This window comes from Paenibacillus sp. FSL H8-0317 (assembly GCF_045040685.1).
Classification (GTDB): Bacteria; Bacillota; Bacilli; order Paenibacillales; family Paenibacillaceae; genus Paenibacillus.
Genome location: NZ_CP150294.1, coordinates 4,582,253 through 4,599,742, shown reverse-complemented (window position 1 = coordinate 4,599,742; position 17,490 = coordinate 4,582,253). Strand labels below are relative to the sequence as shown.

The 17,490-nt window shown below is 43.7% G+C and carries 28 protein-coding genes; all 28 read left to right on the top strand.

Translation table 11 applies throughout. From position 1 onward, the window contains the following. Positions 1 to 142: 142 nt before the first annotated feature. The 28 genes from MHB43_RS20485 (at position 143) to MHB43_RS20350 (ending at position 17,489) form a co-directional block, all read left to right on the top strand. Positions 143 to 304 carry a hypothetical protein gene (locus tag MHB43_RS20485; RefSeq protein ID WP_405117886.1) on the top strand — a complete coding sequence of 54 codons (162 nt, stop codon included), beginning with the start codon at positions 143 to 145 and terminating at the stop codon, positions 302 to 304. 113 nt (positions 305 to 417) lie between these two features. Next, positions 418 to 597, top strand: a complete 180-nt coding sequence (locus tag MHB43_RS20480) for a hypothetical protein (protein WP_405117885.1) — start codon at positions 418 to 420, stop codon at positions 595 to 597. Between the two features lie 13 nt (positions 598 to 610). Next, positions 611 to 793, top strand: a complete 183-nt coding sequence (locus MHB43_RS20475) for a hypothetical protein (protein WP_405117884.1) — start codon at positions 611 to 613, stop codon at positions 791 to 793. 60 nt (positions 794 to 853) lie between these two features. After that, positions 854 to 1,519 carry an HNH endonuclease gene (locus MHB43_RS20470; RefSeq protein WP_405117883.1) on the top strand — a complete coding sequence of 222 codons (666 nt, stop codon included), beginning with the start codon at positions 854 to 856 and terminating at the stop codon, positions 1,517 to 1,519. Positions 1,520 to 1,599: 80 nt separating this feature from the next. After that, positions 1,600 to 2,709 carry a hypothetical protein gene (locus MHB43_RS20465; protein WP_405117882.1) on the top strand — a complete coding sequence of 370 codons (1,110 nt, stop codon included), beginning with the start codon at positions 1,600 to 1,602 and terminating at the stop codon, positions 2,707 to 2,709. 122 nt (positions 2,710 to 2,831) lie between these two features. Beyond that, a complete protein-coding gene (locus MHB43_RS20460) occupies positions 2,832 to 3,002 on the top strand; it encodes a hypothetical protein (RefSeq protein ID WP_405117881.1) in 171 nt (56 codons plus the stop codon). A gap of 30 nt (positions 3,003 to 3,032) precedes the next feature. After that, on the top strand, positions 3,033 to 3,308 hold the full coding sequence (locus tag MHB43_RS20455) for a hypothetical protein (RefSeq protein WP_405117880.1): 276 nt from the start codon (positions 3,033 to 3,035) through the stop codon (positions 3,306 to 3,308). A 31-nt stretch (positions 3,309 to 3,339) separates the two neighbouring features. Then, the gene (locus MHB43_RS20450; protein ID WP_405117879.1) at positions 3,340 to 3,660 is read left to right on the top strand and encodes a hypothetical protein; all 321 of its coding nucleotides are present in this window, start codon (positions 3,340 to 3,342) and stop codon (positions 3,658 to 3,660) included. Further along, entirely contained in the window at positions 3,617 to 3,853 is a 237-nt protein-coding gene (locus MHB43_RS20445; RefSeq protein WP_405117878.1) for a hypothetical protein, read from the top strand. Before MHB43_RS20450 ends, MHB43_RS20445 begins: the two co-directional genes overlap by 44 nt. Positions 3,854 to 3,866: 13 nt before the next feature. Beyond that, positions 3,867 to 4,145 (top strand): hypothetical protein, encoded by a 279-nt coding sequence (locus tag MHB43_RS20440; protein ID WP_405117877.1) that lies wholly within the window; start codon positions 3,867 to 3,869, stop codon positions 4,143 to 4,145. Next, positions 4,142 to 4,651: a hypothetical protein gene (locus tag MHB43_RS20435; protein ID WP_405117876.1), complete on the top strand. Its 510-nt coding sequence runs from the start codon at positions 4,142 to 4,144 to the stop codon at positions 4,649 to 4,651. The genes MHB43_RS20440 and MHB43_RS20435 overlap by 4 nt, the downstream gene beginning before the upstream one ends. Before the next feature lie 127 nt (positions 4,652 to 4,778). Beyond that, positions 4,779 to 5,084: a hypothetical protein gene (locus MHB43_RS20430; protein ID WP_405117875.1), complete on the top strand. Its 306-nt coding sequence runs from the start codon at positions 4,779 to 4,781 to the stop codon at positions 5,082 to 5,084. Beyond that, positions 5,085 to 5,441, top strand: a complete 357-nt coding sequence (locus MHB43_RS20425; RefSeq protein WP_405117874.1) for a hypothetical protein — start codon at positions 5,085 to 5,087, stop codon at positions 5,439 to 5,441. A 13-nt stretch (positions 5,442 to 5,454) separates the two neighbouring features. Next, positions 5,455 to 5,706 carry a hypothetical protein gene (locus MHB43_RS20420; RefSeq protein WP_339283714.1) on the top strand — a complete coding sequence of 84 codons (252 nt, stop codon included), beginning with the start codon at positions 5,455 to 5,457 and terminating at the stop codon, positions 5,704 to 5,706. Positions 5,707 to 5,771: 65 nt separating this feature from the next. Beyond that, a complete protein-coding gene (locus MHB43_RS20415) occupies positions 5,772 to 6,236 on the top strand; it encodes a hypothetical protein (protein ID WP_405117873.1) in 465 nt (154 codons plus the stop codon). Beyond that, a complete protein-coding gene (locus MHB43_RS20410; protein ID WP_405117872.1) occupies positions 6,223 to 6,603 on the top strand; it encodes a YopX family protein in 381 nt (126 codons plus the stop codon). Before MHB43_RS20415 ends, MHB43_RS20410 begins: the two co-directional genes overlap by 14 nt. Next, positions 6,600 to 6,806 carry a hypothetical protein gene (locus tag MHB43_RS20405; protein ID WP_405117871.1) on the top strand — a complete coding sequence of 69 codons (207 nt, stop codon included), beginning with the start codon at positions 6,600 to 6,602 and terminating at the stop codon, positions 6,804 to 6,806. The genes MHB43_RS20410 and MHB43_RS20405 overlap by 4 nt, the downstream gene beginning before the upstream one ends. 297 nt (positions 6,807 to 7,103) lie before the next feature. Next, positions 7,104 to 7,733 carry a hypothetical protein gene (locus MHB43_RS20400; protein WP_405117870.1) on the top strand — a complete coding sequence of 210 codons (630 nt, stop codon included), beginning with the start codon at positions 7,104 to 7,106 and terminating at the stop codon, positions 7,731 to 7,733. Between the two features lie 168 nt (positions 7,734 to 7,901). After that, entirely contained in the window at positions 7,902 to 8,720 is an 819-nt protein-coding gene (locus MHB43_RS20395; RefSeq protein ID WP_405117869.1) for a DNA-binding protein, read from the top strand. Between the two features lie 291 nt (positions 8,721 to 9,011). Beyond that, complete coding sequence (locus MHB43_RS20390) at positions 9,012 to 9,572, top strand: tyrosine-type recombinase/integrase (RefSeq protein ID WP_405117868.1); 561 nt, start codon at positions 9,012 to 9,014, stop codon at positions 9,570 to 9,572. A 262-nt stretch (positions 9,573 to 9,834) separates the two neighbouring features. After that, complete coding sequence (gene terS, locus MHB43_RS20385) at positions 9,835 to 10,563, top strand: phage terminase small subunit (protein ID WP_405117867.1); 729 nt, start codon at positions 9,835 to 9,837, stop codon at positions 10,561 to 10,563. Continuing rightward, on the top strand, positions 10,556 to 11,977 hold the full coding sequence (locus MHB43_RS20380; RefSeq protein ID WP_405117866.1) for a DEAD/DEAH box helicase family protein: 1,422 nt from the start codon (positions 10,556 to 10,558) through the stop codon (positions 11,975 to 11,977). The genes terS and MHB43_RS20380 overlap by 8 nt, the downstream gene beginning before the upstream one ends. A gap of 138 nt (positions 11,978 to 12,115) precedes the next feature. Continuing rightward, positions 12,116 to 12,796: a hypothetical protein gene (locus MHB43_RS20375; RefSeq protein ID WP_405117865.1), complete on the top strand. Its 681-nt coding sequence runs from the start codon at positions 12,116 to 12,118 to the stop codon at positions 12,794 to 12,796. 112 nt (positions 12,797 to 12,908) lie between these two features. Next, positions 12,909 to 14,225, top strand: a complete 1,317-nt coding sequence (locus MHB43_RS20370; RefSeq protein ID WP_405117864.1) for a phage portal protein — start codon at positions 12,909 to 12,911, stop codon at positions 14,223 to 14,225. Positions 14,226 to 14,396: 171 nt separating this feature from the next. Then, complete coding sequence (locus MHB43_RS20365) at positions 14,397 to 15,446, top strand: 3-oxoacyl-ACP reductase (RefSeq protein WP_405117863.1); 1,050 nt, start codon at positions 14,397 to 14,399, stop codon at positions 15,444 to 15,446. Positions 15,447 to 15,449: 3 nt separating this feature from the next. Further along, on the top strand, positions 15,450 to 16,451 hold the full coding sequence (locus tag MHB43_RS20360; RefSeq protein WP_405117862.1) for a hypothetical protein: 1,002 nt from the start codon (positions 15,450 to 15,452) through the stop codon (positions 16,449 to 16,451). Between the two features lie 52 nt (positions 16,452 to 16,503). Next, a complete protein-coding gene (locus MHB43_RS20355) occupies positions 16,504 to 16,926 on the top strand; it encodes a hypothetical protein (RefSeq protein WP_405117861.1) in 423 nt (140 codons plus the stop codon). Continuing rightward, on the top strand, positions 16,923 to 17,489 hold the full coding sequence (locus MHB43_RS20350) for a hypothetical protein (RefSeq protein ID WP_405117860.1): 567 nt from the start codon (positions 16,923 to 16,925) through the stop codon (positions 17,487 to 17,489). The genes MHB43_RS20355 and MHB43_RS20350 overlap by 4 nt, the downstream gene beginning before the upstream one ends. Position 17,490: the final 1 nt, after the last annotated feature.

Here is a 17,490-nt window from a genome sequence, read left to right as displayed (position 1 = left end):
AGTCACCCTTTCAAAGGGATTATACGATAACGAATATTTATTAGCAAGATGGATTGACTGAATATTCGATATCGTATATGATTAAACCAAGAACAAATATACGTAATACGATAACGAATATAATATCGGGAGTTGAATCAATTTGAGAAAAACTTACAAAGAAACGCCTTATTGGACCGATGGATATTGGGAATTTGAATACGACCTCACTTTACTTACCATCTGGATTAGAGAGTTGAAAGTTCGTCTGAGCGAACGGAAACAGGCCATTAGGCTCAGAGCGTTCACTGGATACGTCCAGTGAGGTTGGCACCACTCAGAGGCAAAGGAAACATTTCCTGACCTCAACAATGAAACAGTGTACTGGAACGATCAACGTTGTGCTAGAACTAAATAGTCAAAAGGGAGGTTTGCTCTATGACTGAAGCTGAAAAAGATGAATTCTCCGCAGCTCTATCTGAAAGGTATGCACAGATTAGACAGGAAAGTTCTTATAACAAAGATTTGTTGAATGTGTGGGATGAAGTTGTCAGTGATTTACCTTCTGACATTAAATCAAAATTTGATGAAAAATACAGTCGATTGTTGGCATTTTAAGGGAGGTTTTGATGTGAGCACAGTAGATTTGAACAACTTTGATGAGCAACCTGCCGAAGTGCAACAAGCTATTGCTTTTTATGTTGGATACTCGGTAAACGGAGTTCAAGCGACTGCTGAGGAGAGACAAGCACACTATGCTGTTTTAGAGCAAGTTGGTCTGTTAGAACCTATAAAATCCGTAGTGGAATCGTAGTGAATTAGGTTCAAAATATAAGCATAAGCACAGGAAAAACGAAGGAAAGGTGATGAAGAAATGGCCCATCAGACATTCTGGAAACCGGAGAAAAAACTAAAAGAAAAGAAAGTGAGCAGCTTCGGGCGGAGTAAGAAAGACAAAAAGCCTGTGCCTGAATGGAAGAAGGACATTTTAGCCCATCACCAATCCAGACCAGGTTCGAAGGAGCGCGGCGATTTCCCGAAAGAAGTCATAGCTCAGCTTATCGAAGAATCAAATGGAATTTGTGAATGCTGCAAGATTGCAGAAGCAACGACTACCCACCATGTTTATCCGCGAGGCAGGAAAGGACGTGGAGTTAAAACCAACGGCCTTCGACTTTGTTGGCCCTGTCATGACAGGATTCAAACAAATGAAGAATTGCTCCAGTTTTGGATTTCTGCTTTTCGTGATAAGTACGGAGACCGCTTCTGGTTCGATGAACAGGATTGGGACGAGTATAACCGGAAGCAAGAAGCGCAGCAGAAAGTGGATCAGGAAAAACAGAACCGTCAGCAATCTTTAAACCCGGTTAAAGAACTTATCTCTTCTGCGGCAGGGCGTTCATTGAAAGCAAAAGAGGTTCGACTTATTGAAATGATGGATGATAAACAGATCGCTATTTTTGAATCCTTAATCAACGATATCGTAAGAATCGAAGAGAAGCATCAAGTACCGTTTGGTTACGGACAATTCGATGATTAATATGTAAAGAATTCATCTAACAACGAGTATATAACGTTATTTGGGGTTTCCCGGATAACAGAGGAAGGGAGACAAGACACATGAAGCAGCTCGCGCTATTTGAAATGCAGGACTACCGCCAGCACAAGAAATACTTGGACGGCGTGTTTAAAACAAAAGCAGAGCTGATCCAAGACTTGCATGCAGAAGGACGCACCAAGGTATATCAGGTCCTGTCATTCGGTGGCGGTACGCAGTCCTCACACCTTCTCGAAATGCACTTCCGGGGCGAGATTCATTACGACTACATCATATTCTCGGACACCGGAGCGGAGCCGGATTTCATCCACGAACAAGTATGGTGGTGGCAGCATCGGCAACGTCAGGTGGGAAACACGACACCGTTCCTGATCACCCGGCACAACAGCATGGAACGTGGGCTTGAAGAGATGTTAATGCGATACATCATGACAGACTATCAGAGGTTCCAGATGCCCGTGTACTGCAACTCAGTCAATGAGAATGGTGAGGTTAAGGCAGGCGGTATGCTGCCCCGGCAATGCACCGTTGACTTCAAAATAGTTCCGGTAAAGCAGATGGCGCGGCAAATGATTCTCAAAGAACACGGACTTGGACCAAAGCAAATGATACCCAGCAATGTCGGCATCATCATGGATATAGGATTCAGTTATGACGAGATACGCCGGATCAATACGTACCAGTCACCGCAGTACGATTACATCAAGCTGGCATATCCACTTGTGGAGGTCAATGAGAGCACCGAGGCAAGTATTCAGTTTCTGGAGCACAACGGCTTTCCTACACGCCGGAGCCGCTGTTATCTCTGTCCATTCAACTGTGCGGCAGATCGGGACATCGGAATGGACTGGGAAGAGATTATAGAGTCTGAGCCGTTCAGCTTCGTTAAGGCATGTTGGTTTGACGCCAGGCTGCGTGAGGTTCAGGCTAGCGGGTCAAAGATCATGCGGAGCATCCCATATCTGCATTACAGTCGCAGGCCGCTGGCAGAGGCGTTCCCGGATCACGCATATCTCTACGATGCATATAAAAACGCGTTGTCGCAATGGACGGAAGAGTGGCAAGGGTACATTGCTGAAAAATGGGGTGTGACCAATGAGCAAACAGGAAGCGTACTTCCGGATCATTTCAGACATCGGAGAACGCCTAAAACAGATCGCAAAACAGTATGAAGAAACAGGCGATGCCGAAGCGATGCACCAAGGTATCAAAGGCATCTTGTATGGACCGAAAAAAGGTTAACAGAGGAAGGGAATACCCTCCCTTCCCACCACACATAAAGGAGCGGATAAACGTGTACCGGATCGACATATACAACCGCGCCGGCAAAGTAACGGAAAGCGTGAACCACGAATACGGCATGCTTAGTTGCATGAAAAAGGCGTTGGATCTACTGACCCTGCCGACAAACATGGCAGTAGAGATATACAAGGACGGAAAATGGATCAAAGGCTTCAAAAAGTAGGGTATAGGCCCACCAAAGGAGAGATAACACATGGAATACTACATTCTCAGTCTTAAATGGTCGAACGGCAAAGGTAAATACGTTTGGTGGGGACCGGACTCCGCTGGGTATACCGAAGATTTGAACAAAGCAGGAGTATATACGGAAGAAGACCTTGCAAAACGTCCTTTCTATTACCGCAATACAAGTACTTATCCGGTTCCGGTTGAAACAGTGAAGCAAATGATTACACAAACGGTTGTCCCGTCCTACACAGAGAATTGGGACCTGATGAAGATAAATCTCGCTGAATTGAAAGAGTATTGAGGCTCCGGCCTCTAACCAAGGAGGGATATAGATGGACTATAAGAAGTTCACTGAAGATTTGAAAGCCGCACACAAGGCCGCACAGGAAGCGACAGAGGGCATGCAGGACGGTGGCACAGCTAATCTGGATAAAGTGTTCATCCGATTGCCAAGAGCGCGGGAAACTAAGGTTCTGGAAGCGATAAAGGAAGCTAGCTTGTATTGCAGAGGTAAGCGGCGTTGGATCGGAGACGGATACATGGTGACTGTCAGCGGAGCGCAGGGCTATGTCAGGGAAAAGTCAGTCACCGTTTTTGCAGCAGAGATGTATGAAAGAGGGTACGAGATTATGCCGTATCGCCAAATGGATTAGCAAGATGGCAGGCATACCGATCAAGAGACGGCTGGCACGATTCTATCGGCATGTTGAGGACGGAGACGAGGTGTTTGCCATCGCTGAGTGCCGAGATGGGAATGTGTACTACCAGCATATGGACGGATGGGGCGAGTTGGAGAAGATGCTTTCACAGCAATTTTTTATGGAGTATGAGTGGATTCAAGATTAGGGAGGGATTACAGGTGACAGAAATAAAATGGCGGGAAGTACCTTTTGAAATAATGTTGAAATGTGATGGAGACATAAAGTGCAAATGCTGGTTATTGAGCAACAGCCAGAATAAATACGGTGTTGATTTGAGAGAACCAATGCCATTCCATGTTTTTCTCAAACAGATAGGGACATACCTCACTTCTATGAATTGCCAGTCTGTCTTCCAGCAGGCTACATGGTATGTGATTGATGACGGAATACAACCGGACTTTTATATCAAACAAAGCGGGGAGGAAGAACAGTCATGAGTAAGCAGGAAGAAATCAAACAAGCGTTGGCGGCAGCTACACCGGGTCCGTGGATCGCTAAAGATGATTCAGTTGCAGCCGGTAACGATTGGGTTTGCCAGATGTACGAAGGTGATCCTGATTGCGAATGTGATTTTAATGAGTTTCCGAATGCTGAGATGAATGCCGGATTTATCGCCATGGCTCCTGAATATATCGCTTATCTGCTGGCAGATAACGAACGGCTTGAGCAACGAAACCAAGAACTGGATACATGGGCCACAGAAGGATTCGAGGAAAATCAGAAATTGGTTAAGGAACGGGATTCGCTTCTTACAGCGCTTCAAGAGGAAACCAAACAATGTAAGAAAGCCATAATGTTACTCGTGCAAGTGACAGACACATTGAGCACGGGAAGAACGCCAGACAGAGCTGGGGCGGCGTTAAAGCAGATTTTCAAATGGTTAAACGAAAATCATCCGGTGGGTCAGGAAGGAGAGGGGCACCATGAACCTGATCGATCCTGACTACTTCCCCTGGTACCACAAGTTATGGTTGATACCGCTGGCGTTAATCGTAATGGCAGCTCATTGGATGCGAGATAAATTCAAGGGTTGAGGCTTTGGCCTCTCCCTACTAAGGAGGATATAACACATGCCAGTCATTCATAAATACCCAATACAGCCATCCTATCAGATTCAGCAGATAACAGTCCCACACGGCAGTAAAATCGTCTCCTGCGGCGTGCAGGATGGGCAGATGGTTATGTGGGTGATGAAGCTTGAGGATACATTTCATCCTGATAAAACGGATTATCTGCGCTACATGGTGGTCGGAACCGGTTGGCCCATAGATGGGAGAGAGTACTTCCCGGATTTCAGAGGGACCATCCAGATAGACGGATATGTGTGGCATGTACTTGAAATGCAAAAATACGAGTGGGTTAGGGAGGATATATAGATGACACAAACAGCGTTGACCCGGGAGCAAGTGTTGAACACATCTGGCTTTGATCTGGACGTCATGGTCGCTGTACACATCTTTAAAGAGCCAGTACACCCGTTGTCAGGATCTTTCATGATTAAAGAGGGTAAGAGTTACTACTTCATCCCAAGATATTCAGATGAAACCTCTGCATCATGGCAAGTGCTTGATTGGTTAGTAGATAAATACGAGGATGCAACACTATCATACCCGTGGAATGTATCAGCCGATTACGATCCTATGAGAGAAGAGACTTGGAAAATTCATGTAAAAGGCAAGACAGCTTCTGAAGCAATCTGCAAAGCCGCGTTATTGGCTGTACTGGACTTATAGGGAGGGATAGACGATGGCTCGTGGCGTTATGTTCGGATCGTGCCAGCGTTGCGGAGAGCTTGTCTGGGAGGACGAGAATTGGGATTTTGTTGGTGAAGGAATGATCGAACATACTCGCTGTCAGGCAGAAGGAATCAAGACTATAAAAGTTACGGGCATTGTGCTTGCAAAGGTTGTTAAGAACGGTGTTATGACGCTTGTAATGGATGTTGGAGAGCAAGAGGACGTCGAGGAATTGGCCGAAGGCGACCAATCGGCTGAATAAACCCAGTGGAACGGGGGCCGTATCAGGTGTTGGTCGGTCTCCCCAAATAGGAGGATATACAAACCATGAGCAAAATAATCGACTTCTACAAAACTAGCAATATGGCAATTGAGATCCTTGAAATGTACTGCGATATCTGTGAGAGCCCATTCCATGAACTGGATGGACGCGAACTTGATTGTTGCCCTAAGTGTGAGCATCCATTTGTTTCATACACTCCAGGACAAAATGATTCAGACCGTGACACTTATCTCCTGATTGTAGACGCGGTAACAGGTGTTCCAGCCGTTGTGAGACGGGACGGGAAGCCTATGTTGGATAAGGGGTACGAGGTTAAACCAGGCGACATTGTGAACGTGGTCGATGAAATACAGTTCCCATTTTTGAAGAAAGTTAAGGTTGATCACATCGAATGGCACCGGGGCGGCTGGTACGCGAAATTACGATTTGCAGACGAATTATACACGATTCCGCTTGAAAGAGTTGTGTTGGCTCCCAAGGAAGGAGCGGATAAGCATGAGCCTGTATGAATTCAAAGCAAGAGCGTGGGATACAGAAACCAAAGAAATGTCATACGAGTTCTTGGAACGGAACTGGTTGAAGGTATGCATATGGTCACCGTACATGGTGTTGATGCTTAAATCCGGGGTGAAAGACAGCAAAGGTAAGGATTACTACGATGGCGATATCGTTAAAGTAAGCAAGTTGAATTTTGAGAGCAGCGGCCCATTGCCTGAAAATCTGGTAGTGAGGTTATACGGAGGCATGTTCCAGTTATTCAGAGGCAAGGAGCCTTTAATGGGCTTACATTTGGGATACATTGCTGACGGAGAAGTGATCGGAAATATCTACGAAAACCCTGAATTTTTGGGTGGGGAAGGAGCGGATACAGAATGATAGAGTGGCGCAAATACGATCCAACAGACCGGAGTATCCCGAGTCATGTAGATCATATCGTTACGAACGGGCGTAATACATTAATTGCGCAGCATGCAAGCATTCCTGGCACTGGTAAGTATGGCTGGAGAATCAACAATGCTTTAATACCGTGGGTTACGTGCTGGTCGCCCATTAATAAGCCTGGGGAGGAAAAAGTATGAGACAATTCGGGTTAACTTATGACGATGCAATTGACCTTCAAGCAAGTTTGACATACGGACTTAGATCAATTAGAGAGGTATATGATCTAAAGCCGAGCCATACCACTATGAGTCGCAAGATTGCCAAAACACAATCTAAACTAGCGATGAAGAAAATCGCATTCCTCAACGGATTCACGAAGGCGAAGACTAAGGAAGAGCTGAGGGAACTAGGGAAATCGGTAGTGGAATGATTAAACAACGATTCCAGATGAAAATACGATCAGGAAAATTTTCCTGAACCAGAGGAGGTGCAACATGATTAACGATGATGCAGTTGTGGTAGTCAACAAGGAAGATGTCGAGGATACAAACAAGATCATTCAACTAAACTTTTTCTCTGATGTGGACGAAGTAGATATCCGTAAAACTAAATGGCTCCTCGGAAAATATGTAGACATGATAGACATCATTCAAAATTATGAATATGCACTTAAACAGATCGAGAATGGAATGTCGGCGTATGAGTTACTGTCCGCAGAGGGATCGGTTGCGAAACGTGAATCAGGCCATGAATTGACTGCTGACGTCACAGCAAACGCAGTTATCATGAAGGACAAGCGGCACGCCAATTACGAGCTGTACGTATTCATATCTAATAACATCAAATTTGCCATAAATAACATTAAAGATCCCCATGAGGGTGTAGTAGCGAGATTGTTGTTTCTGGAAGGGAAGAAGTACCTGAAAGCTCAAGGATACATGGAAAAAGGATATCGCAAGGATGTTCCCGGCATCGCCGCAACCACATTCGCAGATAAACGGCGAAGGGCAATAGCTGGTATTGCTAACAGCCTGAAATTTAATCGTACGTTGGATTTTGTAACGATTGATTACGGACGAGGACGGAACGAAGAAGGTGAAATAGGTTTAATAAACCCAAAATGAACTGAGAGAAAAGCCCTGCCAGCATTGCTGTTGACGGGGCTTTCCCTTGAGTTCAGAACTGAGATTTACATTGTATATTGTAGTGTAATATTGTATAATATAAATAATACTACATACAATAATACATACTACAAATATTACAAAACATTGATGTTAAGGAGATTTCTTATGGCGATTGATAAAGAACAAATATTCTTGGTTGCAGATGAACTAGATGCAGAGGGGATTAAACCTACACTCGCTAATGTTCGTAAGCGTCTTGGAAGCGGCAGCTACACCACGATTAGCGAGTTAATGAACGAATGGCACAAAGAACGTAGAGATTCAGAATCCCCAGTTAACAAGGAGCCAACCCCTTCAAAAATTAGTGATAAGTTAGAAGAATTCGGAGTAGAGTTGTGGAATATGGCAGTAGAAATTGCCTCTGCTCGCCTTCAGTCAGAGAAAGAAGAAATGTTATCTATTCAAAGTGCTTTGGAGCTTAAACAAAAGGAAACTGCGGATATAGCGGATCAGATGGCTGCTGAAATTGAAATACTGCGTCAAGATAAAGCCGAGTTAGAATCTGTTTTAAAAGTTTCAAAAGAGAATGAGTCAACCCTGCAAATGTCGCTACAAGATGAGATTATGAAAACAACAGGATTAGCTAATCGTTTGAACTCTAGTGAAGAATTGACGAGTTACTTACAAACAAGTAGTGACAAGCTTCAATTGGTTTTGAATGAGAGTACAGAAGAAAATAGGAAATTACTCTCCGAATTAGCACGGCAACAGGTCTTAAATGAGAGATCAGAGTCAGAATTAAAACAGCTAAAAGATAATAATGAAGAGTTAACGAAACAATTGTTGGTCGCTAATATTGAGAACGGAAAATTGATGGGAACGATGGAAGCATTGCAAGCCCAAGTTGCAGAAAAAAACGAAAAAATACAATCTCTTGAAAAGCCTAAACGTGGCAGAACCTCTAATGCTGAACCAAAAGAATGAGCTAACTTAACTGTCTAAAAACAACAGTAAATCAGCATTAAAAGCATGTTATCTTAAATCCATACAATAACGTAAATGAGAAGGTCGCTCTTAGGAGCGGCCTTTTTGTATTGGAGGGAAGAGTATGGATGGTCATTTTTACAGCAGAAATGAACCGGCTATCCCGAGGGTTTCGGACAAGCAACCAGAGAAATGTCGGGGCTGTTGTTTGGGAACCTGGACAGGGGTTGTTCAGATGTGTATTATGCCGCGCTGCTGGAAGTCGAATCATGGTCAAGAGAAGGTGACTAAATGAGAAAGGTACAGCCGATCCGTGATGAACGGGTTATAGATGGAATGAAGGAATACTTCTATATACGAAGCATGCGGAATTACTTGTTTTTTTGTATGGGCATATACAGCGGACTTCGAGTATCTGACTTGCTCGAACTCAAGGCGTGGCAAACTAAAGGGACCCATATCAGTATGGTTGAGCAAAAAAATAAGCATGCGAAGACTTTTATTATCCATCCGAGTATAAGAGGGGATCTGGACGAATTCACTGCTGACATGCGACCAACTGATTATCTGTTTGCTAGTCGTCAGATTAAAACGATCAGCCGTATGCGAAATAAACCGATCGATCGGACAACAGCCTATCGTTTTTTACACGAAGCAGCTCAGGAATTCAGGTTAAAGGATATCGGAGTCCATTCATTGCGGAAGACATGGGCATATAGGCTCTACATGGACAATCCTGAGAACCTAGCGTTACTAATGGATATGTTTGGACACAGCGATCCAAGGGAGACTTTGGACTATATCGGGCTGACTCAGGACATGATGGACAAGGCAATCTTGAATTTAAGGTGAATTTAGTGCAACACAATACGGTTTATATTGCACTCATTTATCAATTAGGAAGACATTAGATGAAGAAACATGTTTTTTCATGCCTGAAATGAGTGCAACAGAATTACCTTTATGTTTCAGTCAGCTTACATTATTTAGTGGATATGAGTACAGAACAGTAGCCTGCGATTCAGACGGAGGCTTATTTTGATTCGTAACGTTTGACTATTACTGACCTTAAATAGGAATTCCAACTCAATTACATGAAAGTGGTGATGATTTTGTGAGCAGGAAGCAGAATCCGAATCGTAAGAAGGCGTTCAAAATTTGGAAAGATAGTGGCGCTGTGATGAAGCCGAAAGAGATTGCGGAAAAGTTGGGCATCACACCTGAGTCAGTCCGGAAGTGGAAGTCACTTGATCAATGGGAAGGGAAGATTGCGAACGCTAAACCTGGTGCTCCTCGTGGCAATCAGAACGCTAAAGGTAATCGAGGTGGAAAAGGGGGGCCGCTGGGCAATCAGAAAGCTGTAACACATGGATTGTTCCGTAAGTTCGAGCCGCAAGATCCTGAGTATTTAGAACTCATAGATATTGTTCAGCAAATGGAACCTATAGATATGATCTGGCATAACATCACCCAGGGATTCCGTAAAATCATTTGGGCGCAGCGAATCTTCTTCATCAAAGACAAAGAGGATATGACCAAAGAGTTGAAAAGGGAGAAACCAGGTGAGTATGGGGATGAATACGAATGGGAGATACAGTTTGCTTGGGATAAGTATGCTAGTTTCATCAAGGCAGAAGCTACGGTCATGCGTGAGATCAGGGGAGCCATCAAACAATTCCTTGATATTGCACCACAGGAAGATGAGCGCAGATTGAAACTGGATCAGATGCAGGCCAAAGTTGATAAAACCCGCCTTGAGATCGAGAAACTGAAGAACGGTGATGGAGATACCGAAGATGACCTGATCGAAGATTGGGTAAAGGCGGTGGAGTCTGATGAGTAAAGAATCGCCTCAAACGAAGCGCAGATTTGCTGCATTCAAAAAACGCATTCCTGAGTACCGGAAGAATCCGGTTCTTTTTTGCGTGGAGCTGCTGAAATTCACTCCTGATGAGTGGCAAGCAGAAGTTATGATGGACATAGCTGGAGGTCCACGTGTGTCGGTTCGATCTGGACAGGGTGTGGGGAAGACTGGTCTTGAGGCCGCGGTGGCATTATGGTTCCTATCGTGTTTCCCGTTTCCGAAGGTTATCTGTACAGCACCGACTCGTCAGCAGTTGCATGATGTCTTATGGGCTGAGATTAGCAAATGGCAAGAGAAAAGTCCGTTGCTTAAACGGATACTCAAATGGACAAAGACTAAGATTTACATGCGAAATTATGAGGAACGTTGGTTTGCTACAGCCCGGACAGCTACCAAGCCAGAGAACATGCAGGGTTTCCATGAAGACTACATGTTGTTCATTGTGGATGAAGCGTCCGGGGTTGAGGATAGAATTATGGAGGCTATCCTGGGTACGTTATCCGGTGAATTCAATAAGCTGTTAATGTGTGGGAACCCAACTCGGACTAGCGGTGTATTCTATGACTCACACAACAGGGACCGTGCAGATTACAACACGCACAAAGTTTCCTGTCTGAACAGTCCTCGGACAAGCAAAGAGAATATAGCCATGCTTGAGCGTAAATACGGTAAGGGATCTGATGTATGGCGTGTCCGCGTTGAAGGAGAATTCCCGCGAGGAGAGTCGGATACGTTCATCGCGTTAGAGGCGGCTGAATTCGCAAAGAATGAGGTCAAGATTGAATCTGTTGGTCATAAACTTACTGTTGGCGTTGACGTTGCTCGCTTTGGTGATGATGAGACAACCATATACGGACAGATTGGTGGGAAAGTTGTTAAGAGTCATTTTCATCACAAGCAGGATACGATGACAACTACCGGTTGGGTTCTGCGAATCGTTGATGACATCAAATCTGAACATGCTGAAGTGGATGAAGTAGAGATCAGAGTCGATGATAGCGGTATAGGTGGAGCAGTCACAGATCGATTGAATGAGATCAATGACGAGAAAAACTTAGGTTATACAATCATTGGAGTGAATAACGGTTCATCAGCAGAAGATACGCATTACGGAAATCTCGGATCTGAAATGTGGGGTCATATCAAGGCTTTGCTCGAAGAAAACATGAGTAATTATATGTTGGGAGTTCTGGGTGTTCTTGAACTTCCTGATGACGAAAAATTGGTAACGCAACTGACATCCCGCAAATGGCGAATGGGAAGCAACGGCAGAATATATTTGGAAAAGAAAGAGGATATGAAGAAGCGAGGACTTCAATCTCCAGATAGAGCTGATGCTTTCGTTTTGGCATTCGCTAACGTTCAAGTGGAATCGGGGTTCGCCTTTGGATAAACTTCTAGGATGAATAATTATATTATTTTAATTACTACAACAATAGAGATTTCAAAAGAGCTTCCCAATCGGAGAAAAGATGATAAAATAAACAAGTTGCTTAGCAGATGTTGGAAATAAAAATTCGGAGGGGTTTGCTTGAAAAAGATTCATGTTGTGCACTACATCTACACTGTAATTATTCTTTTAATGGTAATAATATGGTTGCTACTTAAGGATCAATTAAATTCAAGCGAAGTGGTAAATGTTATTTCAATTAGTGCAGGAATAGCTTCAATAGTCTTGGCGATGGCTGCAATCATTTATGCATTTTATCAATCCAGAGAAAGTTCTAAACAAAATAGAATGGTACAGGATGCATTGATTAAAATTAGTGCTAAGGTTGAAGAGGTTGGGGCTATTAAAGCAGAACTCTCTGTTTTTCGAAATGAAAATTCTTCTATGATGGCAGATGGTTTTGATAGTTTAATAGACCAAGTATATGCATCGTTAGAGAACATACGTAATAATGCAACCCCTGACGAGGTTGATACAGAGAAAGAGTTAATTAATTCTGAAGTTATGTTGTTGCGTTCTCAAATGGAAAATCAAAGAACTGCTAACTCTGATTTACCTATTGAAGAGAAAATTAAAATAATAGCCAATAACGTCTTGGCTATTAAAAATTCGTTAGAGTATTACGATGTAGCTGGGGTGTTATCGAAGAACAATGTTAAGTTTAATCCTGCAACAGTTAAAGATGTCTTTGTTGAAATGGAGGAAAGCGGTCTTTTAAAGAAGATTTCCAAACACAAATTGGTATACATTAAAAATCAGTAGTAAAAAAGAAATAACTCAATGTTATTATAAATCCATAGAAGTATGACCAAAGAAAGAAGGTAAGGAAACATTTCCTGCCTTCTTTTTGTTTTGTCAGAAAGGAGGTAGGCGATTGGGGGTAAGATCATGGTTTGTTAACTGGCTTGAGGCGGGAAGGACGAAGAAAGATCCTGACCGAATGACGGAAAGTTATCCGTTTCCGTATGGAGTAATGATGCGTAAGGGGAATAATCAGCCTGCGCCAAAGCGTACTCCAACAAACTTACGGAAACTATCGGAGTCGCCAATCCCGAGAGCTGCAATCAACATTGTAAAGAAGGGGATTACGAAACTGAATTGGTCAGTCACGGCAATAAATGAGCATGAAAGCGAACGGTATCGCGAATTGTGCAAAATTATTGAGCGTTCTCTTTTGAAGCCGAACCAGGGAGACACATTTCGTTCATGGATTGAACAATTGGTTGAGGACATGCTTGTGTGTAGCGCTGGATCGTCAGAGGTGCTACGTGCGGGAGATCCGCTCAGGCCGTTTAGGATGTACCCAGTTGATACATTTTCGGTGGATTTATATCCTGAATGGGATGGGAAACCGAGTTCCTACAGGTATGCACAAAGAGTTAACGGTCAACATATCCATCTGAAATCATCTGAGTTGATGTATATACGAATGAATCCAAGGAGCAATACGCCGTTTGGTCTTTCTCCACTTGAAATAGTTTGGGAGTCTGTTGAGATGTTCATTTCAGCTCATCGATCAGCAGGCAAGCAAACTTCAAGTGCAGGCAGGCGGAAGCTGATTAATTTGGGTGAAAAGTTTGATGCTAAAGCAATAAAGGCGTTTCGGGAATTTTGGGAACATGAAATCATGGGAAGAGGCATTGACCCGATTATCGGAAGCGGGAAATCGAGTGTCCATGATCTTGGGGCTACCGATGACAAAGCATTGTTCCTTGAATGGCAGCGCTTTTTGATTGAAATCGTGGCTATTTCCTTCGAGATTTCTCCTAAAAAACTAGGGCAGACCAAAGATGTCAATCGAAGCACGGCAGATAGTGAAGATGAAGATACCAAGGATACTGTCCAAAATATAGCAGAGAACATTGTTGAACATATTAACAACCACATTATTGACGGGATTTTTGGAATGGGTGGAGTTCTTGAATTCAAATTCCATTATGAAACTTCCTTGAAAGATCGAAAGCTCAAGGCAGATATTGATGCAATCTATTTGGATCGTCGAGTCGTAACACCAGATGAGGTTCGTGATGAGCAAGCTAAGAGGGCATTGCCTAATGGTCACGGTGAAGTATTGCTTGTTCCGGGCAAGACAACTGTAGTTAACCTGAATGAACCTGATGGAGGACAACCGCAATCCAAAGAAACCACCAGTGACCCTCCATCAAACACAACTGAAGAAGATGAACCTTAACACCACTAAAATAAGCTGGTGTTTTTTATTTTCACAGAAAGATGGTGGGAAAATGCTTTCGAGGATCGTTTCCAAGCTAGTGAGGATGACTTATCAGCAAAGTCTTCCTATACCGAGAAATCGGGAGGAAAGACGGGAATTAAAGTTCCGCGGAAGGGGGTGAGAAGTGAAATGCTTAAAACTTTGAAAATGAGCAGACAGACTATGCGAGCCCAAGACTTTAGTGTGTCGGATGATAGGACTCATCCTAATAAAGTTCCTTTCAAATGTGCATTGTTTGCGGTAGATCAGCCTAGTGATGGTTCGCCTCATGGGGCTGGAGGAAAGAAAGTTCGTATTTCATCAAGTGTATGTGACCAGTGCTTACAGACGTTTGTTGGTATGGCTTTGAATATTGACTATATCAATGGGATGTCTGACCACGATCCTCGTTTCAAAGTCGCTGTAATCGAAAAAGCTTATCGTGCAATGGACGGATATGCATGGATCGAAGGTTACATATTCGGGAAAGACTTTCCCGATGTTGTTGCTACAATTCGTTATTACAATGGGCTTGCGGCAGAACATAACTGGAGTGAATATCAATTCGGCGCTTCCTTTGAAATGGAAGCTTCAGTTCAAAATGCGACTGATGATGAGAATGTGCTTGAAGTTATGGAATTTTGCGGTACTGGAGCGGCAATTTTGTTCGCGGAAGCCGCTGCTTATAAAACAACGAGCTTTGCAGCTCGCAATACAACAAAAGAACAGGGGGATGTCGATATGACACCGGAACAAGCAAAGGCAATGGAAGATGCTATGAAGACATTACAAGATAGTATGGCGACGATTACAGCCAGTGTGCAAAGTGTTGTGACAGAGGTCGGGTCTATTAAAACCGAAGTTACAAATATGAAGGCATCGAAGGAAGAGGATGAGCAAAAGACGGCAGAGGAACAAGCCGCTGCTGATCTGAAAGCAGCTCAAGACAAAGCAACTGCATTGGAGAAAGAATTAAAAGAGTTGAAAGCTGCAGCTACACCTCCGGGTGAACCAGAACGAAAAACAATTAGCGCTACTTCATTGCTCTCCAAATACGGCGCTAACCTTTCTGGAAGCGAAGATGGGACTGATTATAAAACCTTCTGTGCTTCAGTTGATGCCCTGAACCTTTCGTCCTCTGAATCATTCAAATTAAAAATGCAGGCAAAAGCACAATTTGCCCAGAAAGAGAGCGTGTAATATATGAACAGCCGCGTAGGGCAAGCTCAATTCGTTGATATCGCAGCAGCAACTCAATTCCAAGGACCAGGTGCTCTGATTACGGATGATTATCAAAAAGAAATTACAGACATTCTTCGCCGGAAGTCGGTGTTGGATGGACGAATTAATTACGTACCAGCTACAGGTGATATCTCAACGTACTATGAACAGAACACTGTAAACGGTGGGGATTTCATCGACCCTCGTAATCCTTCGGCTACACCAACAAGCAATGAGCGCACGCCACATGGTGTGAAGATCAAGGCTTTGACGAATCAGGTCAACTTCGGGCATTACGATGTTACTCTCGGACAACAGCAAAATAATTTCCCTGAACTGAAGGCCAAGGATCTCGATGATATGCTGAATGGAATTGCATTGACACATGGTAAAGCATTATGGCGTGGGAATGACACTGCATTGGCTGTTCCTACCACTCGCCAATACATGGGTATTCCAAGTCAGATCACAAATACGTTCACAGTAGGTGTTGGAGCATCAATTGTTGCTGCTATTCGCGCAAAAGTTGCGGCAATGGTAGGAAGCGAGAAATACGAAGTACTACCTACAGCGATCTATATTCACCCAATCGGTCATTATCACATGACCGAAGAAGTACGTTTGGCTGTAGAAAGCGGAAAAATGTCTGATCCGTTTGGTAAAACAGTTGTGGCGGGTCTTGAGGTTCCCACTATCATGACAGCGGCTGGCTTGTTACCGATCATCCCTGAGCCGTTTATGCCTTCTAAAGCAAACGAGACTAACACAGGCAATACGGATTACGGTATCGCCATTGTTACCGAATCCATGATTGAGTATCACTATGTTGGCGAAAAGGGTATGTTCCTGTTCGAACTTGGAACAACTAGCAACCTGCTGGAACAATACGTTGGTGTGAAATATGGAGCACCGGTTGCTAAAGGTCCAAGTTACGCTCACGCTTACGGAACTATCGAGCGCCCTACAATTGCTGCTGTAGGCTAATCAAGTTCAAGGCGGCCCAGAAGGGCCGTCTTACAGAAAGGAGAATGACTTCGTGGCAAAATCGAATTTGGACAGATTGAAGGATGCTATTTCTGCTGCTATTGAACTGTTATCCCAAATGAAAGCCGGAGATGACCCGGGGCAGTATCCAATTGCTGCTGTTGAAACTTTTCAAAGTGCCATCAAAGAAGCTGAATCATTGGTAGCAACTGATGGTGCTGAACCGAGTCAATTTGAAGTTGGAAATCACGTGCTGAATGAAGCACGAGAAGCTTTTATATCCAGCAAGGTTGTTGAACCGCCAAATCAAGAAATACCGGATGTTGTTGAATTGACTTTGATCGGTACGCCAAGCCAGTGTAAAGGCTCGCATTCTATCCATTTCAACGGAGGGATTGTGACATTCCAGGAAGGAAAGACAATTGTTCCAAGCGTACTAGGCGATACACTCATCAAGGCTGGTTATGCGAAATGAGCCGTTACCTCGAAGTTACCGATATCGATTATGTTCCTGCCGGTGTCAAACTAACAGAACCTTTGATTATTCGTGCATCAGCAATCATTGACGGCAGATGCAAGCGAGAGATTGGAGTAAAGACATACACTGAACGAATATCCCTCACTGATTCTCAGCGGGGGCACTTGTCGTATTATCCTGTACTTGATCTGCTGAGTGCAAAAGGGAGGCCGACACAGGGTGCATTCGGAAACTTCTTTGGATCTCCTGAATTCGAACCGATCGATAACCTGAACATTATTGATGTGGATAAGGAAATCGGTTCAGTGTGGTGCGGACAATCTCCTTTTGGTTCTCCATACAAAGAGTTGGAAGTGAGTTACACGAGTGGTTGGGAAATCATACCGGATAAAGTGAAGGTGGCTTGCGGATTGCTTATTGGACAGATGGCTACTAATCCTAACTCTAATGTAAAGTCGAAGAAGGATTTCGATTACAGCATTGAGTATTTTGGAAATAACATGATCACACCGGAGATTGCCGATTTGTTGTCAGAGTTCGAACTCCGGTCATTTAGGTAGG

What these genes read in the sequence shown, in the direction of transcription:
- MHB43_RS20480 (WP_405117885.1), top strand. Translation starts at nt 418, where the DNA reads ATGACTGAAGCTGAAAAAGATGAATTCTCCGCAGCTCTATCTGAAAGG.
- MHB43_RS20470 (WP_405117883.1), top strand. Translation starts at nt 854, where the DNA reads ATGGCCCATCAGACATTCTGGAAACCGGAGAAAAAACTAAAAGAAAAG.
- MHB43_RS20465 (WP_405117882.1), top strand. Translation starts at nt 1,600, where the DNA reads ATGAAGCAGCTCGCGCTATTTGAAATGCAGGACTACCGCCAGCACAAG.
- MHB43_RS20455 (WP_405117880.1), top strand. Translation starts at nt 3,033, where the DNA reads ATGGAATACTACATTCTCAGTCTTAAATGGTCGAACGGCAAAGGTAAA.
- MHB43_RS20450 (WP_405117879.1), top strand. Translation starts at nt 3,340, where the DNA reads ATGGACTATAAGAAGTTCACTGAAGATTTGAAAGCCGCACACAAGGCC.
- MHB43_RS20445 (WP_405117878.1), top strand. Translation starts at nt 3,617, where the DNA reads ATGAAAGAGGGTACGAGATTATGCCGTATCGCCAAATGGATTAGCAAG.
- MHB43_RS20435 (WP_405117876.1), top strand. Translation starts at nt 4,142, where the DNA reads ATGAGTAAGCAGGAAGAAATCAAACAAGCGTTGGCGGCAGCTACACCG.
- MHB43_RS20430 (WP_405117875.1), top strand. Translation starts at nt 4,779, where the DNA reads ATGCCAGTCATTCATAAATACCCAATACAGCCATCCTATCAGATTCAG.
- MHB43_RS20425 (WP_405117874.1), top strand. Translation starts at nt 5,085, where the DNA reads ATGACACAAACAGCGTTGACCCGGGAGCAAGTGTTGAACACATCTGGC.
- MHB43_RS20420 (WP_339283714.1), top strand. Translation starts at nt 5,455, where the DNA reads ATGGCTCGTGGCGTTATGTTCGGATCGTGCCAGCGTTGCGGAGAGCTT.
- MHB43_RS20415 (WP_405117873.1), top strand. Translation starts at nt 5,772, where the DNA reads ATGAGCAAAATAATCGACTTCTACAAAACTAGCAATATGGCAATTGAG.
- MHB43_RS20410 (WP_405117872.1), top strand. Translation starts at nt 6,223, where the DNA reads ATGAGCCTGTATGAATTCAAAGCAAGAGCGTGGGATACAGAAACCAAA.
- MHB43_RS20405 (WP_405117871.1), top strand. Translation starts at nt 6,600, where the DNA reads ATGATAGAGTGGCGCAAATACGATCCAACAGACCGGAGTATCCCGAGT.
- MHB43_RS20400 (WP_405117870.1), top strand. Translation starts at nt 7,104, where the DNA reads ATGATTAACGATGATGCAGTTGTGGTAGTCAACAAGGAAGATGTCGAG.
- MHB43_RS20395 (WP_405117869.1), top strand. Translation starts at nt 7,902, where the DNA reads ATGGCGATTGATAAAGAACAAATATTCTTGGTTGCAGATGAACTAGAT.
- MHB43_RS20390 (WP_405117868.1), top strand. Translation starts at nt 9,012, where the DNA reads ATGAGAAAGGTACAGCCGATCCGTGATGAACGGGTTATAGATGGAATG.
- MHB43_RS20380 (WP_405117866.1), top strand. Translation starts at nt 10,556, where the DNA reads ATGAGTAAAGAATCGCCTCAAACGAAGCGCAGATTTGCTGCATTCAAA.
- MHB43_RS20365 (WP_405117863.1), top strand. Translation starts at nt 14,397, where the DNA reads ATGCTTAAAACTTTGAAAATGAGCAGACAGACTATGCGAGCCCAAGAC.
- MHB43_RS20360 (WP_405117862.1), top strand. Translation starts at nt 15,450, where the DNA reads ATGAACAGCCGCGTAGGGCAAGCTCAATTCGTTGATATCGCAGCAGCA.
- MHB43_RS20350 (WP_405117860.1), top strand. Translation starts at nt 16,923, where the DNA reads ATGAGCCGTTACCTCGAAGTTACCGATATCGATTATGTTCCTGCCGGT.